This is a genomic window from Pseudomonas sp. R5(2019) (assembly GCF_009905435.1).
Lineage (GTDB): Bacteria > Pseudomonadota > Gammaproteobacteria > Pseudomonadales > Pseudomonadaceae > Aquipseudomonas.
Map to the genome: position 1 here is coordinate 23,059 of NZ_JAAAMT010000013.1, position 23,305 is coordinate 46,363.

The 23,305-nt window shown below is 58.4% G+C and carries 19 protein-coding genes and 5 pseudogenes; 16 read left to right on the top strand and 8 right to left on the bottom strand.

Going from position 1 to position 23,305, the window contains the following annotated elements:
* The first annotated feature begins 100 nt into the window (after positions 1-100).
* From GUY40_RS27985 to GUY40_RS11010, 6 genes and pseudogenes are all read left to right on the top strand, one after another.
* Entirely contained in the window at positions 101-487 is a 387-nt protein-coding gene (locus tag GUY40_RS27985) for a hypothetical protein (protein WP_178117770.1), read from the top strand.
* Between the two features lie 302 nt (positions 488-789).
* Entirely contained in the window at positions 790-2,040 is a 1,251-nt protein-coding gene (locus GUY40_RS10990; protein ID WP_166568980.1) for an OprD family porin, read from the top strand.
* Positions 2,041-2,111: 71 nt separating this feature from the next.
* Positions 2,112-2,933 (top strand): NAD(P)-dependent oxidoreductase, encoded by an 822-nt coding sequence (locus tag GUY40_RS10995; protein ID WP_166568981.1) that lies wholly within the window; start codon positions 2,112-2,114, stop codon positions 2,931-2,933.
* Positions 2,934-2,982: 49 nt separating this feature from the next.
* Positions 2,983-3,870, top strand: coding sequence for an SMP-30/gluconolactonase/LRE family protein (locus GUY40_RS11000; RefSeq protein WP_166568982.1), 888 nt, complete (start codon positions 2,983-2,985; stop codon positions 3,868-3,870).
* A gap of 119 nt (positions 3,871-3,989) precedes the next feature.
* Positions 3,990-4,913, top strand: a complete 924-nt coding sequence (locus GUY40_RS11005; RefSeq protein ID WP_256675703.1) for a TRAP transporter substrate-binding protein — start codon at positions 3,990-3,992, stop codon at positions 4,911-4,913.
* A 62-nt stretch (positions 4,914-4,975) separates the two neighbouring features.
* Positions 4,976-5,116, top strand: a pseudogene (locus tag GUY40_RS11010) (TRAP transporter small permease); the annotation flags it as partial.
* A 525-nt stretch (positions 5,117-5,641) separates the two neighbouring features.
* On the opposite strand, the gene GUY40_RS11015 reads toward GUY40_RS11010, so the two are convergent.
* On the bottom strand, positions 5,642-7,258 hold the full coding sequence (locus GUY40_RS11015; RefSeq protein ID WP_166568983.1) for an FAD-dependent monooxygenase: 1,617 nt from the start codon (positions 7,256-7,258) through the stop codon (positions 5,642-5,644).
* 266 nt (positions 7,259-7,524) lie between these two features.
* Between GUY40_RS11015 and GUY40_RS11020 the strand changes: the two genes are divergently transcribed.
* The 7 genes and pseudogenes from GUY40_RS11020 to GUY40_RS11040 all read left to right on the top strand — a co-directional run bounded on the left by GUY40_RS11020 (position 7,525) and on the right by GUY40_RS11040 (position 11,922).
* Positions 7,525-8,451: a LysR family transcriptional regulator gene (locus tag GUY40_RS11020; protein WP_218585445.1), complete on the top strand. Its 927-nt coding sequence runs from the start codon at positions 7,525-7,527 to the stop codon at positions 8,449-8,451.
* Between the two features lie 89 nt (positions 8,452-8,540).
* Positions 8,541-8,741: pseudogene (locus GUY40_RS11025) on the top strand (MFS transporter); the annotation flags it as partial.
* Between the two features lie 4 nt (positions 8,742-8,745).
* Positions 8,746-9,768 carry an IS630 family transposase gene (locus GUY40_RS11030; protein WP_256675717.1) on the top strand — a complete coding sequence of 341 codons (1,023 nt, stop codon included), beginning with the start codon at positions 8,746-8,748 and terminating at the stop codon, positions 9,766-9,768.
* A 333-nt stretch (positions 9,769-10,101) separates the two neighbouring features.
* Positions 10,102-10,242 (top strand): annotated as a pseudogene (locus tag GUY40_RS28245) (hypothetical protein); the annotation flags it as partial.
* A gap of 351 nt (positions 10,243-10,593) precedes the next feature.
* Positions 10,594-10,704 carry a CBS domain-containing protein gene (locus tag GUY40_RS28250; RefSeq protein WP_256675705.1) on the top strand — a complete coding sequence of 37 codons (111 nt, stop codon included), beginning with the start codon at positions 10,594-10,596 and terminating at the stop codon, positions 10,702-10,704.
* Positions 10,705-10,758: 54 nt separating this feature from the next.
* Positions 10,759-10,938: a CBS domain-containing protein gene (locus tag GUY40_RS28255; RefSeq protein WP_256675706.1), complete on the top strand. Its 180-nt coding sequence runs from the start codon at positions 10,759-10,761 to the stop codon at positions 10,936-10,938.
* A gap of 123 nt (positions 10,939-11,061) precedes the next feature.
* Positions 11,062-11,922, top strand: coding sequence for a LysR family transcriptional regulator (locus GUY40_RS11040; protein WP_166569083.1), 861 nt, complete (start codon positions 11,062-11,064; stop codon positions 11,920-11,922).
* Between the two features lie 346 nt (positions 11,923-12,268).
* Here the strand turns inward: GUY40_RS11040 and GUY40_RS11045 are convergent, their stop codons facing one another.
* A complete protein-coding gene (locus GUY40_RS11045; RefSeq protein WP_166568985.1) occupies positions 12,269-13,129 on the bottom strand; it encodes a LysR family transcriptional regulator in 861 nt (286 codons plus the stop codon).
* Between the two features lie 789 nt (positions 13,130-13,918).
* Between GUY40_RS11045 and GUY40_RS11050 the strand changes: the two genes are divergently transcribed.
* Positions 13,919-15,433: an FAD-dependent oxidoreductase gene (locus tag GUY40_RS11050; protein ID WP_166568986.1), complete on the top strand. Its 1,515-nt coding sequence runs from the start codon at positions 13,919-13,921 to the stop codon at positions 15,431-15,433.
* Between the two features lie 41 nt (positions 15,434-15,474).
* Entirely contained in the window at positions 15,475-16,347 is an 873-nt protein-coding gene (locus GUY40_RS11055; protein WP_166568987.1) for a patatin-like phospholipase family protein, read from the top strand.
* A gap of 93 nt (positions 16,348-16,440) precedes the next feature.
* Here GUY40_RS11055 and GUY40_RS11060 read toward each other — a convergent pair whose 3' ends face one another.
* From GUY40_RS11060 to GUY40_RS11070, 3 genes are all read right to left on the bottom strand, one after another.
* Positions 16,441-17,424, bottom strand: a complete 984-nt coding sequence (locus tag GUY40_RS11060) for an ornithine cyclodeaminase (protein WP_166568988.1) — start codon at positions 17,422-17,424, stop codon at positions 16,441-16,443.
* Between the two features lie 13 nt (positions 17,425-17,437).
* Positions 17,438-18,850 (bottom strand): amino acid permease, encoded by a 1,413-nt coding sequence (locus GUY40_RS11065; protein WP_166568989.1) that lies wholly within the window; start codon positions 18,848-18,850, stop codon positions 17,438-17,440.
* 96 nt (positions 18,851-18,946) lie between these two features.
* Positions 18,947-19,978, bottom strand: coding sequence for a histone deacetylase family protein (locus GUY40_RS11070; protein WP_166568990.1), 1,032 nt, complete (start codon positions 19,976-19,978; stop codon positions 18,947-18,949).
* A 124-nt stretch (positions 19,979-20,102) separates the two neighbouring features.
* Between GUY40_RS11070 and GUY40_RS11075 the strand changes: the two genes are divergently transcribed.
* Complete coding sequence (locus GUY40_RS11075) at positions 20,103-20,588, top strand: Lrp/AsnC family transcriptional regulator (RefSeq protein WP_166568991.1); 486 nt, start codon at positions 20,103-20,105, stop codon at positions 20,586-20,588.
* Between the two features lie 36 nt (positions 20,589-20,624).
* Here GUY40_RS11075 and GUY40_RS11080 read toward each other — a convergent pair.
* From GUY40_RS11080 to GUY40_RS11090, 3 genes and pseudogenes are all read right to left on the bottom strand, one after another.
* A pseudogene (locus GUY40_RS11080) lies at positions 20,625-20,813 on the bottom strand (IS5/IS1182 family transposase); the annotation flags it as partial.
* A 240-nt stretch (positions 20,814-21,053) separates the two neighbouring features.
* The gene (locus GUY40_RS11085; protein WP_166568992.1) at positions 21,054-22,031 is read right to left on the bottom strand and encodes a hypothetical protein; all 978 of its coding nucleotides are present in this window, start codon (positions 22,029-22,031) and stop codon (positions 21,054-21,056) included.
* 242 nt (positions 22,032-22,273) lie between these two features.
* Positions 22,274-22,890: pseudogene (locus GUY40_RS11090) on the bottom strand (recombinase family protein).
* Between the last annotated feature and the right edge of the window lie 415 nt (positions 22,891-23,305).

Sequence of the window (23,305 nt, forward strand, 5' to 3'; positions counted from 1 at the left end):
GCACGCGGCGCAATCACTTGCGCCGCCGTCCTTTGAAACAAGCCACGCTGAAGGCAATCGACAAGACGTATTACAAGCTGGGGATGATATGGAGACCTTCATGATCGAGCCCTCTCACTCCCTTTATCGCCGGTCCAAGGGTTTCAACCAATCGAGAAACCTGTCTTCCCTTCTCGCTCAGGTGCTTACAGAACGGATTGCCAGCGGCGGACAAACCATCACCGACTCGGCCACCTGGAACCTGACGGCGGACAACGCTCAGAACATGTACGTGGCCGCCGGCCAGCTCACTTCTGGCTTTGTGTCCAATGACACGCTGCTTGGTGCCCACAAGTACGGTTCGGACAACTTCTTCCGCGGCGGCACGCCGACAACGGGGCGCCGACAATGTCGTAGGATGTCTATTCACCAAACTCACGCCATCTGCAACCACATGAATAGACACACCTCTCTAGCCACAACAAAAACCCCTACTGTATTTAGCTAAAAATCACTGTTCGCGAATCATTGACAACGTTTTTTACGACTGGTAGAAATACTGATCTTGTACGACAACATACAACAAATACAACGAGCCTAGATATGACCATGTCGACAGCATCTGCACCTCGCGCCCCCGACTATCACGATTCATCCTACATCGCCCCCACACACTCCCCATCTATATCAGTCAGGGGCGCCGGTCGAGCCACGCCCCAGCCCTGACGAGCTGTAGGCGAACCGCCACCACCACACGTCTGACACATCCAACTGGCGTCGGCTTGTTTCACATTTGGGAGCACAACAATAATGAAAACCCGCAAAACACTTTCCGTGGCCCTGCTTGGTGCCAGCGGTCTTATCGGCAATCTGCCTGCCGTCAGCTTGGCTGCCGGCTTTACCGAGGATGCCAAGATCACCCTCGGCCTGCGCAACTACTACTTCAATCGCAACTACCTCAACCATAGTGGCCCCAACGACCAGCCTCAGGCCGAGGCCTGGACCCAGAGTTTCATCCTCGACGCCCGCTCCGGCTTCACCCAGAGCACCATCGGCTTCGGCCTGGATGTGCTCGGCATGTACAGCCTGAAGCTGGACGGCAACAGAAACGCCGCCAACAGCCAGATGCTACCGATTCACGACGACGGTCGGCCCGCCGATGATTTCGGTCGCACCGCCGTCGCCGCCAAGGCCAAAATCTCCAAGACCGAGCTGAAGGTCGGTGAGTGGTTTGCCGTGCTGCCGATCCTCCGTGCCGACGACGGTCGTTCGCTGCCGCAAACCTTCCAGGGGGCGCAGATCACCTCCAATGAAATCAACGGCCTGACTCTTTACGGCGGTCAGTTCTGGAAGAACAGCCAACGTCAGGACGCCAGTCGGGAAGAGATGTCCTTCAGTGGCTTCGAAGGCGATGATTTCAACTTCGCTGGCGGCGAATTCCGCTTCAACGGCAAGAACACCATGATCGGCCTGTGGCACGCCCGACTGGAAGACGTCTACCAGCAAGGCTACCTGCAGCTGACCCACAGCCAGCCTCTCGGCGACTGGGTGCTGGGTGCCAACCTCGGCTACTTCGACGGCAAGGACGAAGGTGCGGCCAAGGCCGGCAACCTGGACAACAAGGTCTACCAGGGCAGCTTTTCAGCCAAGACCGGCAACAACACCTTCACCGTGGCCTACCAGAAGCTGAGCGGTAACAGCAAGTTCCTGCGCATCGACGGCGCCAGCGGCGGCGAGCTGGTCAACGACGGGTACACCAACAGCTACGATGCCATCAATGAGCGCTCCTGGCAGGTTCGTCACGACTACAACTTCACCGGTCTCGGCATTCCTGGACTGACCCTGATGAACCGCTATGTCAACGGCGACAGCATACATACAACCGATGGTCGCAAGGACGGCGAAGAGTGGGGTCGCGAATCCGAGCTGGCCTACACCATTCAGGAAGGTACCCTGAAGAATTTCACTATGCGCTGGCGCAACTCCGACGTCCGTCGCGACGTTGGCCAGGATTTCAACGAAAACCGTCTGATCTTCAGCTACCCGCTGTCGATCCTGTAATCGAGCGTCCTGCCCGTCACCATGACGGGCTTTTCAATGCTCGCATACGTTAACAATAAATAAGGCCCGCCATGACCACCACCTCCACACATCGCTTCAATCGCCTGCTGCTCACTGGCGCCGCAGGCGGCCTGGGCAAAGTGCTTCGCCTACGACTCAAGGGCTGCGCCGAGGTACTGCGTATCTCCGATATCAGCCCGATGTCGCCGGCCATCAGCCCCCAGGAAGAAATCGTGCCATGTGATCTCGCCGACAAGTCGGCCGTACATGCTCTGGTCGAAGGCGTAGATGCCATCGTGCATTTTGGTGGCGTATCGGTCGAACGGCCCTTCGAGGAAATCCTCGGCCCCAATATTTGTGGCGTCTTCCACATTTACGAAGCAGCGCGTCGGCACGGGGTCAAGCGCATTATCTTCGCCAGCTCCAACCACGTCATTGGTTTCTACAAGCAAGACCAAACTATCGACGCCCATGCCCAGCGCCGCCCGGACAGCTACTACGGTCTGTCCAAATCCTACGGCGAAGACATGGCCACCTTCTACTTCGATCGCTACGGCATTGAGACCGTGAGCATTCGAATCGGCTCTTCATTCCCCGAACCGCAAAACCGCCGGATGATGAGCACCTGGCTGAGCTTTGACGACCTCACGCAATTGGTCGAGCGCGCGCTGTACGCGCCGAATGTCGGTCACACCGTGGTCTATGGCGCCTCAAATAATCTGAACGTGTGGTGGGACAACCGCTTCGCTGCCCACCTGGGTTTTGAACCCAAGGACAGCTCTGAAGTGTTCCGCGACAAGGTTGAAGCCCAACCAATGCCGGCAGCCAATGACCCAAACATGGTTTATCAAGGCGGCGCCTTCGTCGCAGCCGGGCCATTTGGGGGCGAGTAAAGCCTAGCTCGCACGGATAACAAGAAAAACGAACAGAGAACGAGCTGCCATGACCGCTGAACTGATTCTCGATGCACGCAACGCCACGGGCGAAAGCCCGGTCTGGAGCACTGCCCAACAGGCGTTGTTCTGGGTGGATATTCCTGCAAAACGCCTGCACCGCTGGACCCTCGCCGACGGCCACCAGCAAAGCTGGGAAGCCCCACAAATGCTCGCGTGCATTGCTCAAAACGGTGATGGCAGCTGGATCGCCGGCATGGAAAGCGGCCTGTTCAACTTAACACCTCAAGCCGATGGCAGCCTCGACACCAGCCTGTTGAGCCAGGTGTCCCACGCGCAACCGAACATGCGCTTCAACGATGGCCGCTGTGATCGACAGGGCCGTTTCTGGGCCGGCACCATGGTGATGGACATGGCCGCGGGCGCACAGGTGGGTGCCCTGTATCGCTACGTTGCTGGGCAAAGCGCGCCCCTCACACCTCAACTTGAGGGTTTGATTGTCCCTAACGGCCTGGCCTTCAGCCCGGACGGAAAAACCATGTACCTCTCCGACTCGCACCCCAACGTGCAGAAGATCTGGGCCTTCGACTACGACACCGACAGCGGTACGCCTCATGACCGCCGCCTGCTGGTGGACATGAATGAGCATGCGGGTCGCCCCGATGGCGCGGCCGTCGATGCCGAGGGCTGCTACTGGATCTGCGGCAATGACGCGGGCCTGATCCATCGCTTCACCCCCGAAGGCAAGCTCGACCGCTCCCTGAGCGTACCGGTGAAAAAACCCGCTATGTGCGCCTTTGGTGGTGCGAATCTTGACACCCTGTTCGTCACCTCGATCCGACCCGCGGGGGACATCAGTGATCAACCTTTGGCCGGTGGTGTATTTGCTCTGCACCCTGGAATCAAGGGGCTGCCAGAACCTGAATTCAAGCTCTAACTGTTATCCCTGTAATGCTGAACCGACAATTTTTAAAACAAAAAAGTATGGAGTTTCACATGGATTTCAAATGCAAATTACTCATCGTTGCACTCCCTCTGGCGTTCTGCCTTTAAGGCATGGCCCAGGCCGAAATCAAGATCAAGTTCGCCGAAGTTCACCCCGCCGGTTATCCGCCGGTGGCTGCTGAACAGGAAATGGGCAAAAAGCTCCAAGACCAGAGCAAAGGGGACATCAGCTTCAAAATGTTTGCCGGGGGCGTGTTGGGCTCAGAGAAAGAAGTGGTCGAACAACTTCAGTCTGGCGCAGTGCAGATGACCCGCGTTAGCCTCGTCATCCTTGGGCCTGTGGTGACGGAAACCAATGCGTTCAACCTGCCGTTTGTGTTCCGCGATCAGGCGCACATGCGCAAAATCATCGACGGTGAAATCGGCCAGGAGATGCTCGACAAGATCACCAACTCTGATTTCAACATGGTCGCGCTGGCCTGGATGGATGTTGGCACCCGCAACCTGTACACCAAGAGGCCAGTGCGCACTATTGCCGATCTCAAGGGCATGAAAATCCGCGTCCAGGGCAACCCGGTATTCCTCGACACCATCAACGATATGGGCGGCAATGGTATTGCCATGGCCACCAGCGAGATTTTCAGCGCCCTGCAGACCGGCGTGATCGACGGCGCAGAAAACAATCCACCGACCTACCTTGAACACAACCACTTCCAGAACGCCAAGTACTTCACTTGGACCGATCATCTGATCCTGCCCGAGCCGATCGTGATCGCCAAGACCACCTGGATCAAGCTCAGCCCTGAGCAACAGGCCCTGGTGCAAAAGCTTGCCCGCGAAGCGCAGTTCGAAGAGCGCGCCCTGTGGGACAAAAAATCGGCCGATGCAGAAATCAAACTCAAGGCCTCTGGCGTGGAATTCATCACGCTCACCCCAGAACAGAAAAAAGCTTTCTATGACGCTACTCAGCCGGTTCGCGACCAATACGGTGCGGACTACAAAGAGCTGATCTCGCGCATTGAAGCAGTCCAATAAGCCTGTCCTATAACGCCGCGGTGGCGGGCGCAAGTCCGTTTACCGCCGCTGTGGTGAGCCTCATGAAAAATATTGTGCTGCGTTTTAACGACATGCTGTACAGGGTCTGTATCGGAATCGCCGGCTTGCCGGTGCTGACGACCCTGATCATTCCCTGGGGCATCTTTGCCCGTTACGTGCTGGGCAGCGGCTCCAACTGGCCCAGAGTGTGTAAAAACGCTATGGGTGCAGAGAATTGGGTAATCGATAGTTTTTCGCTGCGCAGGAGGTTTCTTGGAGCTTCAACCAAGCCAAATCAATGGTGCTGGTATTGATCGGGTCTTGGGCTAGCGAGGACCTACCAGATGCACATATCGCACCGCTAAAAAGGCCTCAGGCCTTCATCGCCGCCATCAAGGCATCGCGACTGGACAGAGCGCTTGGCACTAGGCCGCGGCCCAAGCGACCGAAAGGCGATGAATAGCAGCTTGTGGAGGCTGCGAGGTGATCGTTGTTGCTCACAGCTGGAAACGACTGCTTTGGCCGGTAGCTGTGTTGGCGCTGATGCCGAATTGACCCGGTTGCCGAAGCATCACTGACCTATCTCTGTGCGGCACAAAGCCAACACAAGCAATAGTTCGCAAGGAATCCAACGGGGTCAGTAATGTCTCAGTACGTGGGTCAGTTCGGCATCAGCACTAACAGGTCACCAAGCGCGGGCTTGCTGGTACATGCCCGGCTTATATGTATTAGTTTTGCTCTCCCTTTACTTTGGAGATCACTGCTTCGGCGAAACTAAGGCTCACATCCTCATTCGCAACCCAAGCAACGAATTGATCTGGGCGAATCAGAACCAAATGCGTGCCATAGCGGGACGCTTCGCTTGCAGTGCCGTCTTCGATAATTGTGAGCGGCAAGCCTTGAGCAGCTGCAGCTTCCTTTAATGCGGAGACGCTTCCAGCGGATGCGCCAATACTGATCAACGTATACCCTTCACCGAGCTTCTCGTAGACATTCTGCCCTGAGGACAGATTTGCGGGAGCGAGGTGGTGACCAGGCTGGGCATTGAACCGGTGCGATCCAACTGCGGAACAAATTGCGTTTGGCTGGCCGAATACAATAGGCGATCCTTCGTAATTGGGCTCAAACGCGTTGATCTCACTAACCGCGCCTTTCGCACGATCTTGCCATGCTTGATCGAACGCAGCCTTGTCCCGGGCCGGGTCGTAAGCATCCAGGAACGCTTTATCGTTCTCGATAGACTTCGCGATGAAATCCTTGATGGTTGAACTGAAGACTGGGCGACGCTCGAGATCGTACGAATCGAGCAAAGCATCAGTACCCCACCCCTCAACGGTGGCTGCGAGCTTCCAGCCGATGTTACGAGCATCCTCCAGGCCGGAGTTGACACCGTAGCCACCGTAAGGTGGATGGCTGTGAGCTGCATCACCGGCAACAAAGATACGGCCTTTGCGGTACGAATCAGCCAGCATGAAGCGCAGATCCCAGAAACCGATGTGCTCGAACTCTACGTCAAATTCGGCACCTACTGCTTCGTGAAGGTAGGCCGCGAAGTCGAAGTTTTCTTTGGTCGTTCCTGGCGGAACCGGTGCATGGAAGAACCAGGTGCTACCCAAGTCAACACGCCCGAAAAATTTCCAGTAACCGTTGAGTTCCGGCTGAAGCACGTTGTAGTACGACTTGCCTGGATAGCATTTGAGCAGCTCATGGAGTTCTGTGGAGCGGAACACAAGCAAGACCATCATGCGGTCATGGTCGGTTCGGGTTTGAGTGATACCTGCCTGTTCCCGTACCAGTGAACGGCTACCGTCACACCCTACCGCGTAAGCAGCCCGAAGCAGCCTACGCTCGCTGCCATCACGCTCGTTGACTTGGATGGTAACGCCGCCGTCATCTTGGCCAACTTCGGATGCCTCCCAGCCATACAGGGTTTTGACACTTGGCAGCTCGGCCACACGCGCTCGCAGCACTTCCTCAGTCGCGTACTGTGGCAACCGTTCGTTGCCCGTGAAGTAGTAAGGCTTAACCAGGTCGCGCTGGAGCCAGTCGTAATGCGGGCCGAGCAGTTTACCGTAAGCCGTAAGACCACCGATGCCGTACTCAGGAGGAATCGTCCTGGCAGCACGAAGGGCTTTCTCTGCACCCCAGAAATGGAAGTGCTCCATCGTGCGCTGAGTCAAATTCTGCCCTTTCGGGATAGGCTGAGGAGTGGGGAAGCGCTCGACAACAATACATTGCACGTTCCGTTGGCCAAGCTCGATCGCCAAACCCATACCGACAGGGCCGCCACCAATGATGATCACTTCTGCATCATATTTCTCGTGATGTGCTTGAACGTTGCTCATGACTTTCTCTCTTATTTGGTCGCAGATCGACTGCATTTTCTAAGTCAGTACCACAGGCTGGTTGGCTCTGCTTCCGCTCAGCCCGAACAGGCTTCGGCTCACCTGAGAAACCGTTTCCCCTCGCCTCCATCACAGCTCGGCTCAGCGTGGACGGGAAAGAAGGGAGGGCGCTAACCCTCACCAAATGCCCGTAAACCTTGCTGTCAGAAGACCTTTCGAACAGAATTAAATGACGAGCATTGATTTAGATCAAACGGAACATTCTGATGAATTATTCAAATAAATTGATGAATGTGAGCAGCCGCCAGCTCCAAGCCTTCCTTGAAATCACTGAGCTCCACAGCTTCGCAAAGGCAGCGGAACGCATTCACTTGTCGGCTTCTGGGATGAGCATGCTGGTGAAGGAATTGGAGGAGCAGGTCGGCGCGCGACTGTTCGACCGAACGACTAGAGCAGTGATCTTGACCGACGCCGGTCGACGCTTGCAGCCAGTGGCCGAACGTTTTCTCAGCGAATTGCGCGGCCTGAGCATGGCACTCAACGGATCTGAGGAAGCAGTCCGTGCCCGCTTGGATTTGGCCGCAACTCCGATGGTCTCAGCCACATTGCTTCCGGACGTAATTGGGAAATTCGAGCTGAGCCATCCTCACATCACTGTGCATCTAGAGGACGTGGATGTCGCCACCGTTCAGAGCAAGGTACTGGGGGGAGAGGTGGATTTTGGGCTCGGTTTCTTTGTGAAGCCTGCGGTAGGGCTTCAGCGGGAACCCATTTGCAAATTCCGCCTCATGAGAATCAGTCCGCCGAAAGACTCTAAATCGAGGAAAGACACGGTTCCCTGGGATGAGCTTACCGACGCTCCGCTGCTAAGCTTGCGTGTCGAAAATCCTATACAAGCGCTAATCGAGAAACACTTACCCCGTACCGGACGAGCCCAACCGCTACAGCGGCGCACGCGGCATAACCTGATTGGTACCATCATGGCCATGGTTCGAGCGGGCCGGGGCCATGCGGTCATCCCCTCCTTCGCTATGGACGAATGCCGGCGGCAAAACCTAGGGGTTTCTCTACTCACCGACCCGCCGGTGTATCTTGAGCTGTTCCTCGTTTCCCGTCGAGGCGCGGAGCTGAAGGCATCGGTCACCGCTTTCACTGAAACTCTTAAGCAAGCTGCCGCTCACATGTCCGATTGATCGATCGGGTTGTCGTTGTCTCTTCCTATTTTCCGTAGGGCCTCCAGGATGCCGGCCACGGCCCCTGTGTCTCCGAAATCCCTACGTAGAACATCCTGTGGATGCTGGGGTGTTCGGCTTTTTGTATGGCATTCCTTACGGGGTGAACGCCACTTACATGACTGAAAGCTTCGAGGCTGCGGGTCAGCCGTAGGCGGCGCCTACAACATCGGTCGCCTGGGGCAGCGATTGCTCCGGCTGCTATCGGTTTCCTTGCTTCTCACGGCTCGATCGGTGTCGGCTTCCTGGTCGCGGATGGGCTCGCTGGCACAACGTCTCGGGCAACGGGCCAAAATTCTGCTGTTATTGGCGGATGGATTAACGCCCAAAGACGTCAGCCATCAGCTCCAGGTCTCGGCGCCGGTGGTGTTCAAATGGCGAAAGCGCTATCTGGAGGCGGGTCTTGAGGGCTTGAACGACCTGCCTCGAAGTGGCCAACCTCGCAAGCTCAGCACTCAAAAAATGAAGGAGATTCTTACCCTGACCACCCAGCGCGTGCCTCGTGAGGCGACGCATTGGAGTGTGCGCTTGATGGCCAAGTATGCCGCCGTTACGGCTTGGCAGGTGCGACAGGTCTGGGCTGCTTCCGACCTTAAACCTCATCGTTTGAAGACGTTCAAGATCAGCAACGATCCGCATTTTGCCGATAAGGTCGTCGATGTCGTCGGGCTTTATCTGAACCCGCCGGATAACGCCATCGTGCTGTCGGTTGATGAGAAAACCCAGATCCAGGCACTGGATCGCACACAACCGATGTTGCCCCTACGCCCCGGCCAGATCGAGCGACGCACGCATGATTGCAAACGCCATGGCACCGCCAGTCTGTATGCCGCTTTTGACATCCTGACCGGCCAGGTTATCGGGCGGATAACCCAACGCCACCGGGCCAAAGAGTTTCTGGCCTTCCTGCGACAGATCGATCGCGCGACGCCCACAGAGCTTGACCTGCATGTGATTCTGGACAACAGCTCGACGCACAAAACACCGGCCATCAAGCAATGGTTGGAGAAGCATCCGCGTTTCAAACTGCACTTCACGCCGACCAGTGCTTCGTGGCTGAACGCCGTGGAAGGCTGGTTCGCGCAGCTGGAAAGGCGAGCACTGTATCGGGGTGTATTCACCAGCGTGGCCGAACTGAAAGTGGTTATTCGTCAATTTATCGAGGCCCACAATGACCTTTCGGCTAAGCCCTTCAAGTGGAACAAGACGGCTGAATCCATCATCAGTTCTGTAAACAAAGCAAAGCTGGGGGCGATAAAAAATAAGTTATTGAATTAACCGCTCATGACACTAGGCACGCCCGGTTAGTGAAGTTAAATGAATTTTAATAGCCAGATAGTTCATTATTTTTCAGGTAAAGCCAGTATTTCTACGGTGCAATTCACCCGGCCACCGCCCTGAGCTTCTGCCATTGGCACGGCCCTGCTCGCGCTACGGCCATCTGGCGCGGCAACTTTATTATCAAAATAAGTTTAGAGAAGCCTCATTATTATTAGTTTGTTGCATCCCGCTTGGCTCTGCAGACTGTCGCGGTTCTCCTTCGAAGCAGCCGTGAAACTCATCGACAACAAGCGTGAGCCCTTCGCAACTCAAGAGTACGACGGAACCAAGATGGCCAGCGCGATTCCCCTCGACACAGACAGCATCTACAACTACGAAATCGTCCGCCGCTTCACCCTCTCCACCCTCCTCTGGGGCATCCTGGGCATGGGCATGGGCATGGGCGTCTTCATCACGGCCCAGCTGGTCTGGTCGCGCGTGCTCCCGGCACTGGCAGGCGGCGCCTGCCTGCTTGGCAGCGCGCTGCTGTATAACAATCTGACGCGGGTTCGCTATCCCCGACTGCGCGCGAGCCGCACCGAGCCGCGCCTCACGCGCGATCCCCTTCCCAGCGAAAGGGTCGGCATCAATCCCGTCGACCTCGAGTAGGCACTCGATGAGTTGGGCGAGTTCGTCGACGTCACCCGGGAAGACCTCGCAATGATCGTATGCAGTACCGAAAAGCACGCGTTGCGGCGCAGCATGGGGACTATCCGGGCGCGGCAGTCATGTCCCGCGACCTGAATCTGCGCGTCGCCCGATACCGTCGAACAGGGGCTGCAGTTGCTCACCGGGCATCACTCGAAGGCGCTGCCGATAATCGACGAGGAGCGTCGCCTCGTCGGCATTGTCAGCCTGATCGACCTGGTCGGCTCCGCCCAGCAGCGCCAATAGACGAACCTGTTGGGTGTGCTCGGGCTGCGTCGTGATCGGGTGCTTGGACAGCTGATGAGCAGTCCGGTCAGCACGATCGACGCGGGCACCCATGCGGTCGACTTGATCCCACTGCTCTCCGATCGCGGCTTACACTGCTTACCCGTTCTCGAGAACGGGGAACTGGCCGGCGTCATCACGCAAACGGACCTGGTTGCAGCGCTGCACCAGGACCTGCTCGCTCACCTGGGCTGATCGATCAAGTGCCCGCGAGGGCACGAGCCGCTATGCTGCATGCGTCCACACCTGTCTTTTGAAGGAGGCGAACTGGAAGCGGAGCGCTTGCTGAAGCCCCCGTTTCCCCGCCCTGCCACGCCGATGGATATCGACCTCACCCGCACCTTTCTGGAAATCGTCCGTCACGGCAGTTTCGTCGCCGCGGCTGAACGTTTGCACCTCACCCAGACCGCCGTCACTGCCCGTATTCAGAAGCTGGAAAACCACCTCAACTGCACGCTGTTCGTGCGAAACCGCGCCGGCGCGAGGCTGACCGCCGATGGCGAGGCCTTCGTGACCTATGCCAATCAGATCCTGCAGACTTGGGAGGCGGCGCAGCGCGACCTGCCCCGGCCGGACGGCTATCGCAACATCCTGCACATCGGCGGCGAGGTGAGCCTGTGCAACCCGCTGATGCTGCGCTGGGTCAGCCGTATCCGCGAGACCATCGGTGACTACGCGGTGCGTGCGGAGATCGGCGACGGCCAGACCCTGCTGCGGCAACTGGAACTCGGGGCGCTCGATGCCGTGCTGGTCTACCAGCCGAACTACTGGCCAGGCATGCAGGTGGAGCAACTGCTGGAGGAGAAGCTGATTTTGGTGCGGGCGAAGAATCCTGAACCCTATGTCTACATCGACTGGGGAGAAGGCTTTCGCCGCCAGCACGACCGTGCCCTGCCCGAGAAAGCCAAGGCCCCGGTCTCCTTCAACCTGGGCCCGCTGGCGCTGCAGTACATCCTCGAAAATGGCGGCTCCGGGTACTTCCGCACCCGCGTGGTACAGCACTACCTGGACAAAAAGGTCTTGCGCCGCGTGTCGAAAGCTCCGGAGTTCAGCTGTCCCACCTACCTGGTGTATTCCCGGGAGCGCGATTCGGCCCCCCTGCAGCAGGCAATCACACTGCTCCGCGAGGTCGTGGGCCAGGACACCGACTGGTCCCAGCGCTGGGACCCAATGATCTGAGCAAGGGCTATTGTTCCGCTATTGCGTCGAAAGTCTAAGCGGGAAGGCGCTTGCCGGCCTGCCAGTTACGCTCTGATCGCCAACCATTCGCCACCGCAAGAATTCCCACGCGAACTCGAGTTCATGTCTCTTAGATGGCCAGTCGGCGGCCCCCCAGTCGGTAGTCGCGAATCTTGTCCGCGCAGCAGAGCGCATTGACGGAGCCAAATGTGCCAGTAACGAACAAACAGCGATGAAAATGCCCCTCGGGGCGTTGCCCTGCATGTGGGACCTTTCAACCGCGGTGTGCGGATTCACAGGTTCACGGGGAATTGCAGAACGTCGGCCGGGTCCTGACAACGGCTGGTTACCCACGCTGATGCAGAATCTCTGCCGTGACCTCACGCACGATCTTCAGCACCAGCCCCAGCGTCTCCGGCGGCGGATCGGCCGGATACACCAGATAGGCCGGCAACCGGAAGTCCGGAGCACCAGGGTGCCGGTGCAGTCGCCCGGCAGCCAGCTCATGCTTGACCAGGCGCAGCGGGAAATACCCGGCGCCGCCGTAGGCCAGGATGTGGGTCAAGCCCAGCCAGCCGATATTGGCGCTCAAGCCCGGGCCGAGGAAGTCGGGGAAGGCGGCACTGTGCTTGCTGGCGAATTCCGGGCCCCAGTCGATATACACATAGTTCTCACCCGGTGGGTCGGGAGTGGCGTCGCCGGTGGTCACGTAGACTAGTTGCTCGTCGAGCAGCGGTTCAACCACCAGCCCCGGCCGGCTTTGCGGCGTGTACATCACCCCGATCTGGGTGCGCCCCTCGACCAGCCCCTGGATGAGGTCATCCTCGAAGGCCATCTCGGCGCGTATGGCGATGTCAGGGGCTGCGCTGCGGATTCGCGACAGGCAGACAAACAGCAGGTCATCCCACAGCCCGAAACGGCCGCCGAGGGTCACCGAAGCCCGAAAGCCCAGGGCCACGCCGATATCGTCGCGGGCACGCTCCACGGTGCGCACGAGCGTGGTTGCGTAGGGTTGAAAGGAGCGACCGGCTGGGGTCAGCGCCGTGCCGGCCTTGTTGCGCACAAACAGGCTGCAGCCGAGTTGCTCCTCCAGTGCGGCGATTCTGGCACTGACGGTCGATTGCGTGACGAACAGCCGCGAGGCGGCATTGCGGAAGTTTCCCGCGGCGATGACCGTCAGAAAGGTTCGGGCAAGTTCGGTATCCATAAGCTGCTGTCCCCTTCAGTCGGTGGCCAGGCCGGAGCACCCTCTGCCCCGGCTACGTTGCTTGCGACGTCGATAACAACCCCGCTGCTCGACCAGCCAACTGCAGGAGAGTCGGGGGCTTTCTGGGCTTTTGTCGAGCGCCTTGCGGTGCCGGCGCTGAAGCTCAGTTCACCGGTTGGCTCGCGGCAAGACCTGGAGTGAGGTATGGAGCCGGGCGTGGCAGCCGTCTTGAGCTAGGGAAGGCCCCACGCGCCCATTTAGGTAGCGGTGCCGCCAGTTGTCAAATGAATTCGATGTTGCCGATATAATTGGCCAATATTTATCGTTATTAAAATGCATGAAGGCGGCGTAACGTCGGGGGTGACATCCCAAATAGGCTCCTGCCGAGGTGGTCAAAATGCATCTGCTAGGCTCAGAGGATCGACAATCACTGCGCAGCGTCGCGATTGTGCTGATGGGCTGCCTGTTGGTCATTGGCCTATTGCTCGTTGTCGCGGTGGCTGCTGGCTGACAACAAGCGAGTTGCCGATATCGTGATCCGCGACCTCAATGGACGCAAACGGGCGTTAACGATGGACGCCGGGACCTGTCCGGATGGTCGCTTCATTTAAGATGAAGCTCTGGGCTTCGTTGACGCGGCTCTGCGTGTTCGTAGATGTGTTCGAGCAGCCGCTATATCGGGTCTTTCTGAGCCAGTCGCGAGGGGCTCAGAACGGCCAAGAGCAGCGATGCGGTCCGTGCAAAACGGCTGCAGGGCAAGCGGATTTCCCACACTAAAGGAGTCGCGCCATGGCTCAAACCGACACCACCCCCTCCGGTCCAGATCTGGCCAAAGGCGTGCCCTTGGCCAGTGTGCCGGCCGCTGGCGTGCTCGCCGGCCACGTCGATGGAAGCCCCGTCCTGCTGGTGCGAATGGATGATGGTCTCCATGCGGTCAGCGGGCTTTGTACCCACTACGGTGCGCCGCTGGCCGATGGCCTGGTGGTCGATGACGAGATCCGCTGCCCCTGGCACCACGCGTGTTTCAGCCTGCGCACGGGCGCCGCGCTGCGGGCGCCCGCATTCGCTGCGCTGGCAACGTGGCGTGTGGAGATCGTCGGCGAGACCGTGCTCGTGCGTGCCGGGGAGACGGCCGCGCGGCCGTCGCGGCCGCGTGCACCACACAGCCAGCCCGGACGCATCGTGATCATCGGTGGCGGCGCCGCGGGGTTCGCGGCGGCCGAACGGCTGCGCGAGCTGGGCTATTCCGGCGCCTTGTCGATGCTCAGCGCCGATGCTTCGGCCCCCTACGACCGGCCCAATCTGTCCAAGGACTACCTGGCCGGGACCGTACCGGAAGACTGGATTCCACTGAGGGGGCCGAAGTTCTACGCCGATCGCCAGATCGACCTGCGCCTAGGCTGCGACGTCACCGCGATCGATACCGGTGCACGGCAGGTGCTGACCGGATCAGGCGAGCGGCTGGCCTATGACGTCTTGCTCATCGCCACCGGTGCGGAACCGCGGCAGTTGCCCGTGCCGGGTTTCGACCGGCCCAACGTGTTCATGCTTCGCACGCTGGCCGATGCCCGGGCCATTGTCGAGGCAAGCAAGGGCGCGGCTTCAGTGGCCCTGGTCGGCGCCGGCTTCATCGGCATGGAGGCGGCGGCGGCCCTGCGTGCGCGCGGACTCAGGGTGCATGTGGTGGCACCCGAGGAGGTGCCAATGGAGCGTGCGCTCGGTCGCGACCTGGGCCGCTTCATCACCGGCCTGCACCAGGAACAGGGGGTGGTGTTCCACCTTCGCTCGGTGGCCAAAGACTTCGATGGCAAGGTGCTCACACTGGGTGACGGCACCCGGGTTGCCGCGGACCTGCTGATCGTGGGCACCGGTGTCGCGCCGCGAACGGAACTCGCAGCCGCGGCCGGATTGGCGGTACAAGACGGCATCTTGGTCGATCCCTACCTGCAGACCTCGGTCGCCGGCCACTTCGCTGCCGGCGATGTGGCGCGCTATCAGTACGGTGCGGACCTGATCCGGGTCGAGCACTGGGTACATGCGCAGCGGCAGGGTCAGGCTGCCGCGGCCAATATGCTGGGCGCCGGGCAGGCGTTCACGGATGTACCGTTCTTCTGGACCCACCACTACGGCCTGGATCTTCGCTACACCGGCTACGCGGGCGGTTGGGACAAAGTCCGGATCGACGGCACGTTGTCAAAACAGGACTTCACGGCGCGGTTCTTTCGCGCGGGGATACTCGTCGCGGCGGCATCGGTTGGGCGTGATCTGGAGAACCTGTCCATCGAGGCGACGTTGCAGGTTTGACTGCGTCCCCGCGGGGGCGGATGAGTCTTGGGACGGTTTACATGAGTCAGCATAAAGCTCGAAAGACCGCGTTCGTGCTGGCCGGCGGCGGCAGCCTCGGTGCCGTGCAGGTCGGCATGCTCAAGGCGCTGAACCGCGCGCGCATCACCCCCGACTTTGTCGTCGGCGCCTCGGTGGGGGCGATCAACGGTGCCTACTATGCCGCTGCCCCCGATGAAACCGGCATCGCCCGCCTCGAGCGCATCTGGCTGGACTTGCGCCGCCCGGATATCTTCCCGTTCTCGGCGTTTGGCACCGTCCTGTGCCTGCTCGGCCGACGCGACCACCTAGCGCTGCCCCGCCACTTGCACGCGCTCATCGAGTCGCAGCTTCCCTACCGGCGCCTGGAAGATGCCGCATTGCCCTGTCACGTGGTCGCCACGGACGTGCTCGATGGCACGGAGGTCATCCTGTCCTCGGGAGAGGCCACGCCGGCGCTGCTCGCCAGCACGGCCATCCCGGCAGTGTTTCCAACGGTGGCCATCGCGGGCCGGCCGTTGATGGACGGCGGTATCGCCAGCAATACCCCGATCTCCGCGGCGGTTTCCCTGGGGGCAACCCGGGTGGTGATCCTGCCGACTGGAACGCCGTGCGTCCTGCAGGCACCGCCACGTGGTGCGCTGGCCACCGCGCTGCATGCAATCAACCTGCTGGCCATGCGCCAGTTGCTGGCGGACGTCGATCGCTTCGCCGATCGCTGTGAACTGATTGTCGTTCCGCCGTTGTGCCCGCTGGCCGTCAACACCTACGACTTCTCACAAACGGGTGAACTCATCCGTCGTGCGGAGACCGCCACCGGCCACTGGCTGGAAGACGGTATGCAGGGCAAGGATCCCCGCTGGGCCCTGGCACCGCATCGCCATCGTGCGGGTTGAGGGGTGTTTTGCGGCCATGAATTAAGCATGTCTGCAACCAGCATCGAGGAATACCCATTGAGGCCCTTCCACGCCGAGCCAAGCCTCAGAGCGTCAGGCAATTCGACGTACGGATTTGCGCGACTTACCGGACCGGGTGTACCTGAAGAGATCTTTCGGGTCGTTAGCATCGTCGTGCTCGCCCCATGGGACCAGCTCGATTCCGACGCCCAGGTTGCCAGCTTCAGCCTGGGAGTTGATGTAACGCAACACCGAGTAATCCTCAAGGGCGAACCCGACTGAATCGAATACCGTGATTTGCTCGCGGTTATCCCGCCCAACAATATGTCCTGCCAACACACGCCAGAGATCGACCACAGGAAAATCCGCCGGCATTTGCTGAATATCACCCTCAATACGGGTTTGCGGTTCGTATTCTACAAATACTTTACCGGCGCGCAGCACATCGGCATGCAGCTCGGTCTTGCCCGGACAATCGCCACCTACCCCGTTGATATGCATACCCGGCTCGATCATTTCAGGCGTAATAATGGTGGCGAAAGTCTTGTCGGCAGTCACTGTGGTAACAATGTCGGCGCCACGCACCGCCTCGGCGGTCGAGGCGGCGCGGATGACTTTGAGGGTCGGATGCGCAGACAGATTGCGGATGAATTTTTCAGTAGCCAGCGGATCGACGTCATACACCACAACCTCTTCGATGCCTAGGTGATAGTGGAAGGCCAGCGCTTGGAATTCACTCTGTGCGCCATTGCCGATCAGCGCCATGCGCCGCGAATCAGGCCGGGCCAACGCACGGGCCGCCATCAGTGAAGTGGCACATGTCCGCAGGGCTGTGGCCACGGTCAACTCCGAGAGCAGCACTGGATATCCGGTCTCGACGTCCGCGAGCACACCGAATGCCGGCATGAGCTCGATCACGCCAATCTCGGAGTGGTTCGCCACCCGGGCAGACTTGTCGAACGCCGGCCAGTTGATGAAATCTTCCTGGATCGCATCGGCGAGCTCTCCGATGAACCGGGAAATCCCGATGTGCTCGACCAGTCGGGACATGGTGGGGACATCTACGAAACGCGTCATGAGGAACAACCTCTCAGGATGTGATCGACGCCGCCTTACGGCGACGATAGGTAAGCAACAAGAAAATGAACCAAAACGGCATGGCACACAGCGCCATCCGCGTATCAGGTTCGAGGGCCAATAGCACCAACACGAAACCCAGGAAGCCCAGCGTCGTAACCGCCATCGGCACCCCGCCCGGCGACTTGAAGACCGACCTCTGGTGAGCGGCAGGGTTGTTCTTTCGGTAGGCGATGTAGGAGGCCAGAATCATCGACCAAGTAAAGATCACCAGGATCGCCGAGATGGTCGAGATCAGCGTGAACACCGTCATGACCTCAGGGATGATGAACAACAGGGTCAATCCGGTAAGCATGCACACCCCGGAGAACAGCAAGCTGTATACCGGCACGCTCAGTGTCGATAGCTTGGCAAGGATGGCTGGCGCGTTGCGGCGCTCGGCGAGCCCGAAAAGCATCCTGCAGCCTGAGTAGACCCCGCTGTTCGCAGAGGAAGCCGCTGAAGTCAGGACCACGAAGTTGATCATGCCAGCGGCAGCGGGGAAGCCGGCCAGCAAGAACAGCTCGACGAAGGGGCTGCGGTTGGCCGGTACTTCTGCCCACGACACCACACTGATGATGCACACCAGGGCAAGGATGTAGAACAGCAAGATACGCAGGGGGATGGTGTTGATGGCCTTAGGCAGCGTGCGGTGGGGATTTTTCGCCTCGGCCGCAGCTGTACCGATCAGTTCGGTACCGGCGAAGGAAAACACGGCAATCTGGAACCCGGCGAAGAAGCCGCTGATGCCATGCGGCAGAATCGCTCCCGGCGCCACCACGTTCGAAAGCGAGGCGACTACACCATTGGGTGACGTAAAAGACGTCGCAATCATCACGGCCGCAGTGATGATCAACATCACGATGGCCACGATTTTGATGAGCCCGAACCAAAACTCCACTTCACCGAAGATCCGCACCGCCAGCATGTTAAGCCCAAGCAATACGAACAGAGTGAAGAACGCCGGCATCCAGGCTGGCACATCTGGATACCAGTACTGAAAGAACCCAGCTACGACAACTACGTCCCCGACCACCGCGACGCTCCAGCTCAGCCAGTAGGACCAGCTCAACACGAACCCGGCACGCGGGCCTAGATAATAGGCGACTATGTCAGCGAACGATCTGAAGCGCAGGTCGGATAACAACAGCTCCCCCATCGCGCGCATGACGAAAAACAGAAAAAATCCGAGGATGGCGTAGACCAGAAGGATCGAAGTACCGGAAAGGGCAATCACCTTGCCTGAGCCCATGAACAGGCCAGTCCCGATAGCGCCACCGATGGAAATCAACTGGATATGACGGTTTTCCAGCGTTCGTTTTAAGTGCCCGTCACGGGCCGGTTCTGACGGATTACTTTCATCAAGGCTTGCGGACATGTTTTTCATGGGCGACCTCTTGTTATTGTTAGTGATTAATCGTGCTGCCGGACGAGGCCCGCACGGGGCCCTGCCTCGGTATTGCCGCTATCACGCAGAGGGGGGTCAGGTCCTGCTTTCAAAACCTTGCAAGGTGTTCACGGCATTGATGCCGATTTCGTCGACCATGTAGCCGCCCTCCATCACGAACAGGGTCTGAATGCCCGCGCCGGCGATCTCGGCCCCCATGCGCAGGAAGTCTTCGCTGGTGAGTTTGAAATGGCTGATCGGATCGTCTTCGAAGGTGTCGACACCAAGCGACACGACGAGAAAGTCGGGCTTGTGCGCAACGATCCGCTCGAGCGCGCTCTTCAATGCGCGCTGGTACTGCTCCCAAGTGGTACCTTTGGCCAGCGGATAATTCGCGGTAAAGCCCTCTCCCGCGCCAACGCCTTTCTCTTGGGCATACCCTGAGAAGTACGGATAGGAAACGTGTGGATCACCATGGATCGATGCAAAAAACACATCAGGGCGATCATAGAAGATGTTCTGCGTACCGTTACCGTGGTGAAAATCCACGTCCAGCACCGCAACACGCTTCGCGCCTTGGCTCAGGCAGTGTTCAGCGGCTATAGCGGCATTATTGAGGTAGCAATAGCCGCCCATATATTCGCGAGCAGCATGGTGTCCTGGCGGGCGGCACAGGGCGAAGGCGCTATGCTCTCCATCGATGATCCGCTGCATGCCGGTCAAGGCTACGTTGGCGCTGCTGCGCACGGCTTCCCAGGTACCGCCGGTAATCGGTGCTCCAGCGTCCATGGCGTAGAAGCCAAGCTTGCCATCGATGAAGCCGGGCTCACGGTCGATGGCTAGGTCGCGTACTGGCCAGACTAGAGGTAGCGCATCATGTGTCTTGCCCGTGGCCACCCACTCTGCCCAGGCATTTTCCAAAAAACTCACGTAGCGCTCACTGTGCGCCGCGACGTAGCAGGAACGATCAAACGCCTGCTCGGCAATGACCTCTCCAAGGCTGGTACTCTGGACGCGTGCCAGTACGGTATCGGCACGCTGAGGATTTTCGAACGACGGCTTCACCGCACCGTCCTTGAGCTCGGAGCCATGGTGCAGCCGATGGTTATTGCTAAAGACTGTCAGCACGCGAATGTCCTTTTATCAGGGTCTTATTGGATAGCTAATTTTCGCGATTAACGCGTGAAAACTCTTTGCTTTATGCTCGATTAATGACGATTATTGAGAAAGGCTTTAGCGAGTTATGGCAAATATGAGCAAAGATTTTGCTTCTAATGAGCTCGACAATGTGGACCGGGATCTACTGCGGTTACTGCAAGAGGACGGCACTTTATCGAGCGCAGCGTTAGGCGAACGCTTGTCGATGACCGTCACGCCTTGCTGGCGGCGGCGCAAGCGCCTAGAGGAGCTGGGATTCATCAAGGACTACCAGGCAAATCTGGACCGGAGAAAACTCGGGTTCGACGTCATGGCGTTCGCCCAGGTGCGCTTCGGCAACCATTCGGCCAACGCTCCGGATGACTTTGAGCAAGTGATTTTGAAATTGCCGCAGGTACTTTCCTGTCACAAGGTCACGGGTGAAGCCGATTATGTCCTGACGGTGCTGGCCACCGATCTGGAGAGTTATGGACGCTTCGTCGAAGACGTGTTGCGTCGGCAACCAGGTATAGCCTCGATCCAGTCGAGCCTGGCACTGCGGGAGGTCAAAGCGGTTACTCGGGTACCTGTCATGAAATAGAGAGCTTTGCACCAATGTGGAGGCGGTTGGGGCTTAGCGGATCATCAGTTCAGGATCAATCGACGGACGCCCAATCGGGCTATAGAAATCGGCGAGGTAATGGCGCAGGTCGGTCAGATCGAGACACCGATCAATGCTGCGCAGAAGGTGATTGGCTGGAATGTGACCTTCAAGGTTGAACGAGTAAAACAGTCGCTCCTGCCCACCCGATAACTGTCCCAGCATGCTGCGTACTTACCTGCTGGCCAATGCAGAGATTTTGCCGGAGGCCAAGCAAGGGAGCTACTTTTTCAACAGAATCGGCCGACTTCAGCCGGTCGTAACAGGCAACAATCGGCCAGAAGTGGTCAGTCAGACTTGTATCGTAAAGCGGACAAACGAGCGAGTTGGCGTGCAAACCAAAAACTGCGCGGTCGCTATCGCTCTTCGCAGGTGCAGCGAGACATTTACTCCTGGCGCGCTCTTCTATTGAGAGGCGTCTGTCGTCAGCGCCGACGGGGGGAGATGCCGCTTCATAAAACATGCCAGGTCATACATTCCGTGCGCGTGTACAGAACCGGACGGGAGTAATGTTCTCCATGTCCAATTGTTCTTATATCGAATGTCGATCCAAGTTTGCCCCTGCTCTCTGGAGTTGCTTGGGTTGGAGAGCTGCAAGATAGACCGGATACTCGCGAGAATTTCTCCCCGGTTGTAAATGCGGTAGATGGTCAGTCCATCGGCCTGCTTCTCGAAGCCTGGGACGCTGCGCTTACCCGACACAGGAGATGGATCGAACGCGTACACTTCTCGTACACCGGGAACGCCTGAATCTCGGTGCAGCGAGTACGCGAATCTTTGGGCCAAACCGCCCCCAAGGGAGTGTCCAGTAGCAACCACCTGCGCGGTTTTGAGCCATTCGCCGCCCGGCTCTTCGCTCTTCCTCTTATATTCCTTTACAAATTCTGGCACGAAAACATCGGTCAGTACTTCGTACGCGTCGTGCGGATGAAATGGTGCCAAGAACCAGTGGAGGTTTGATTTCCAGTCATCAAGGCTAGAGATCACCGTTCCTCCAAAGGCAACAATGACCTTGTGGTGCTCGGGGCTTGACCACACCTCGGCACGAAGGTGCGCGCGGCGCATCTGGTCAGCAGCAGGCTCTGGCTCGTCTTCCTTTTTTCGCAGCAACGGAAGTTTGTCCCAGCGAGTCCAACCTTGGCCCGCTAAGAAGTCGTGCGGTTCAGGGCATTCGGCTGTGGTATCCAACGGCTTGCGCTTGGGGTCATCGGAGTCCTGATAGGCAGCCACTGCCGCCCACGCGAAAGGCCAGTGCAACAATGCAGCCTCCTGCACTGATAACCACGGTTCGAGCTTTTCGCCGCTAAAGCGTCTGTAGACTTGCAAGTCGGTCTGCTCGAAGCTGGCGCATCCACAAAGAAGCACTATCGTCGAAATCGCCATGAACCGCCTGGAGTACATGCATACCTCCCGTACTATGTTGTTCGCTGGCAAACTTCCAGTCTCGGGTATGCTCGTAATGATCTTCACAGTGCCGAGGTCCGCATGGTGAATCGAGACAAGATTTCATGCGGTTCGTCTTTTACACGATAGCTTACGAAGTAGAACGCCGGCGGCCTGCGGCTCAAGCCTGAATGTCCGCTATTTCGTTAGCTGATTGACCGCTTTGGGTCGTTTTGAGCCACTCATTGGACTCTCTCCAGTAATTTCGCTCCGTCAGGCCGCAGCTCGCCCTTGGGCGAGACATGTCGATAGAGCGTCTGATGGGTAATACCCAGCTCTTCACACAAAACCGATACCTTGGTTTCCGGCTGCCCCATGGCCGCCATCGCCAGGCGTAGTTTGGCAGCGGTCATCTTGAACGGGCGCCCCCCCTTTTCTGCCGCGAGCACGCGCCGAAACGAGCCCGGCGACCGTCCGCTCGGAAATCAGCTCCCGCTCGAACTCTGCCAGTGCCGCGAAGATCCCGAACACCAGCTTTCCCGCCGCAGTAGTCGTGTCGATGGCCGCACCGTGGCCGGTGAGCACCTTCAGTCCTACGCTACGCGCGGTAAGGTCGTGGACAGTGTTAATTAAATGGCGAAGGCTACGTCCGAGTCGGTCGAGCTTCCAAACCACCAGGGTATCCTTCACGCAGGGCCTTCAGGCATGCGGCCAATCCGGGCCGATCATCTTGCTGTCCCGAAGCCATGTCCTCATACAGATGTGTAGCGGCCACTCCAGCAGCGATCAGAGCATCCTGTGGCAGATAAGTCGCCTGGGAGCCATCCGCCTTCGATACCCGCATGTAGCCGATCAGCATACCGTCTCCATTGTCACAAATACGTTCGATTATGTGACGGTTTGCGCCGGAAACTTCCGGCCGTCAAAATTTGTCACTTATCCCGTAATTTAGTCTAAGACATGCAAGCGGCTCTTCTGGATCGTAATGTGACAGATATTCGAGATGAACTGATCGAGGAGATGGACAGGCCCTTGTCATTTCCAGAAGTGCAATCAACTTTTGACATCGGGTGCAGTCGTCTTCTGAAAATGACATGTCCGGATGGTCATGGAATCCGCAGCAATAGGCTTGCTCACCGCAAAATCCCAGTTTCGGTACGACAAAATTATCGGTGGGGCAAAATGTGGGGGCAAAATTCTAAACTGGTAAAAAATGTCATCCATAAAAAAATCCAAGGACCGCTAAGTCCTTGGATTTTCTATAAATAAATGGT

Coding starts and splice junctions, on each gene's coding strand:
- GUY40_RS27985 (WP_178117770.1), top strand. CDS start 101: ATGATCGAGCCCTCTCACTCCCTTTATCGCCGGTCCAAGGGTTTCAAC.
- GUY40_RS10990 (WP_166568980.1), top strand. CDS start 790: ATGAAAACCCGCAAAACACTTTCCGTGGCCCTGCTTGGTGCCAGCGGT.
- GUY40_RS10995 (WP_166568981.1), top strand. CDS start 2,112: ATGACCACCACCTCCACACATCGCTTCAATCGCCTGCTGCTCACTGGC.
- GUY40_RS11000 (WP_166568982.1), top strand. CDS start 2,983: ATGACCGCTGAACTGATTCTCGATGCACGCAACGCCACGGGCGAAAGC.
- GUY40_RS11005 (WP_256675703.1), top strand. CDS start 3,990: ATGGCCCAGGCCGAAATCAAGATCAAGTTCGCCGAAGTTCACCCCGCC.
- GUY40_RS11015 (WP_166568983.1), bottom strand. CDS start 7,258: ATGAGCAACGTTCAAGCACATCACGAGAAATATGATGCAGAAGTGATC.
- GUY40_RS11020 (WP_218585445.1), top strand. CDS start 7,525: ATGAATTATTCAAATAAATTGATGAATGTGAGCAGCCGCCAGCTCCAA.
- GUY40_RS11030 (WP_256675717.1), top strand. CDS start 8,746: ATGGGCTCGCTGGCACAACGTCTCGGGCAACGGGCCAAAATTCTGCTG.
- GUY40_RS28255 (WP_256675706.1), top strand. CDS start 10,759: ATGAGCAGTCCGGTCAGCACGATCGACGCGGGCACCCATGCGGTCGAC.
- GUY40_RS11040 (WP_166569083.1), top strand. CDS start 11,062: ATGGATATCGACCTCACCCGCACCTTTCTGGAAATCGTCCGTCACGGC.
- GUY40_RS11045 (WP_166568985.1), bottom strand. CDS start 13,129: ATGGATACCGAACTTGCCCGAACCTTTCTGACGGTCATCGCCGCGGGA.
- GUY40_RS11050 (WP_166568986.1), top strand. CDS start 13,919: ATGGCTCAAACCGACACCACCCCCTCCGGTCCAGATCTGGCCAAAGGC.
- GUY40_RS11055 (WP_166568987.1), top strand. CDS start 15,475: ATGAGTCAGCATAAAGCTCGAAAGACCGCGTTCGTGCTGGCCGGCGGC.
- GUY40_RS11060 (WP_166568988.1), bottom strand. CDS start 17,424: ATGACGCGTTTCGTAGATGTCCCCACCATGTCCCGACTGGTCGAGCAC.
- GUY40_RS11065 (WP_166568989.1), bottom strand. CDS start 18,850: ATGAAAAACATGTCCGCAAGCCTTGATGAAAGTAATCCGTCAGAACCG.
- GUY40_RS11075 (WP_166568991.1), top strand. CDS start 20,103: ATGAGCAAAGATTTTGCTTCTAATGAGCTCGACAATGTGGACCGGGAT.
- GUY40_RS11085 (WP_166568992.1), bottom strand. CDS start 22,031: ATGGCGATTTCGACGATAGTGCTTCTTTGTGGATGCGCCAGCTTCGAG.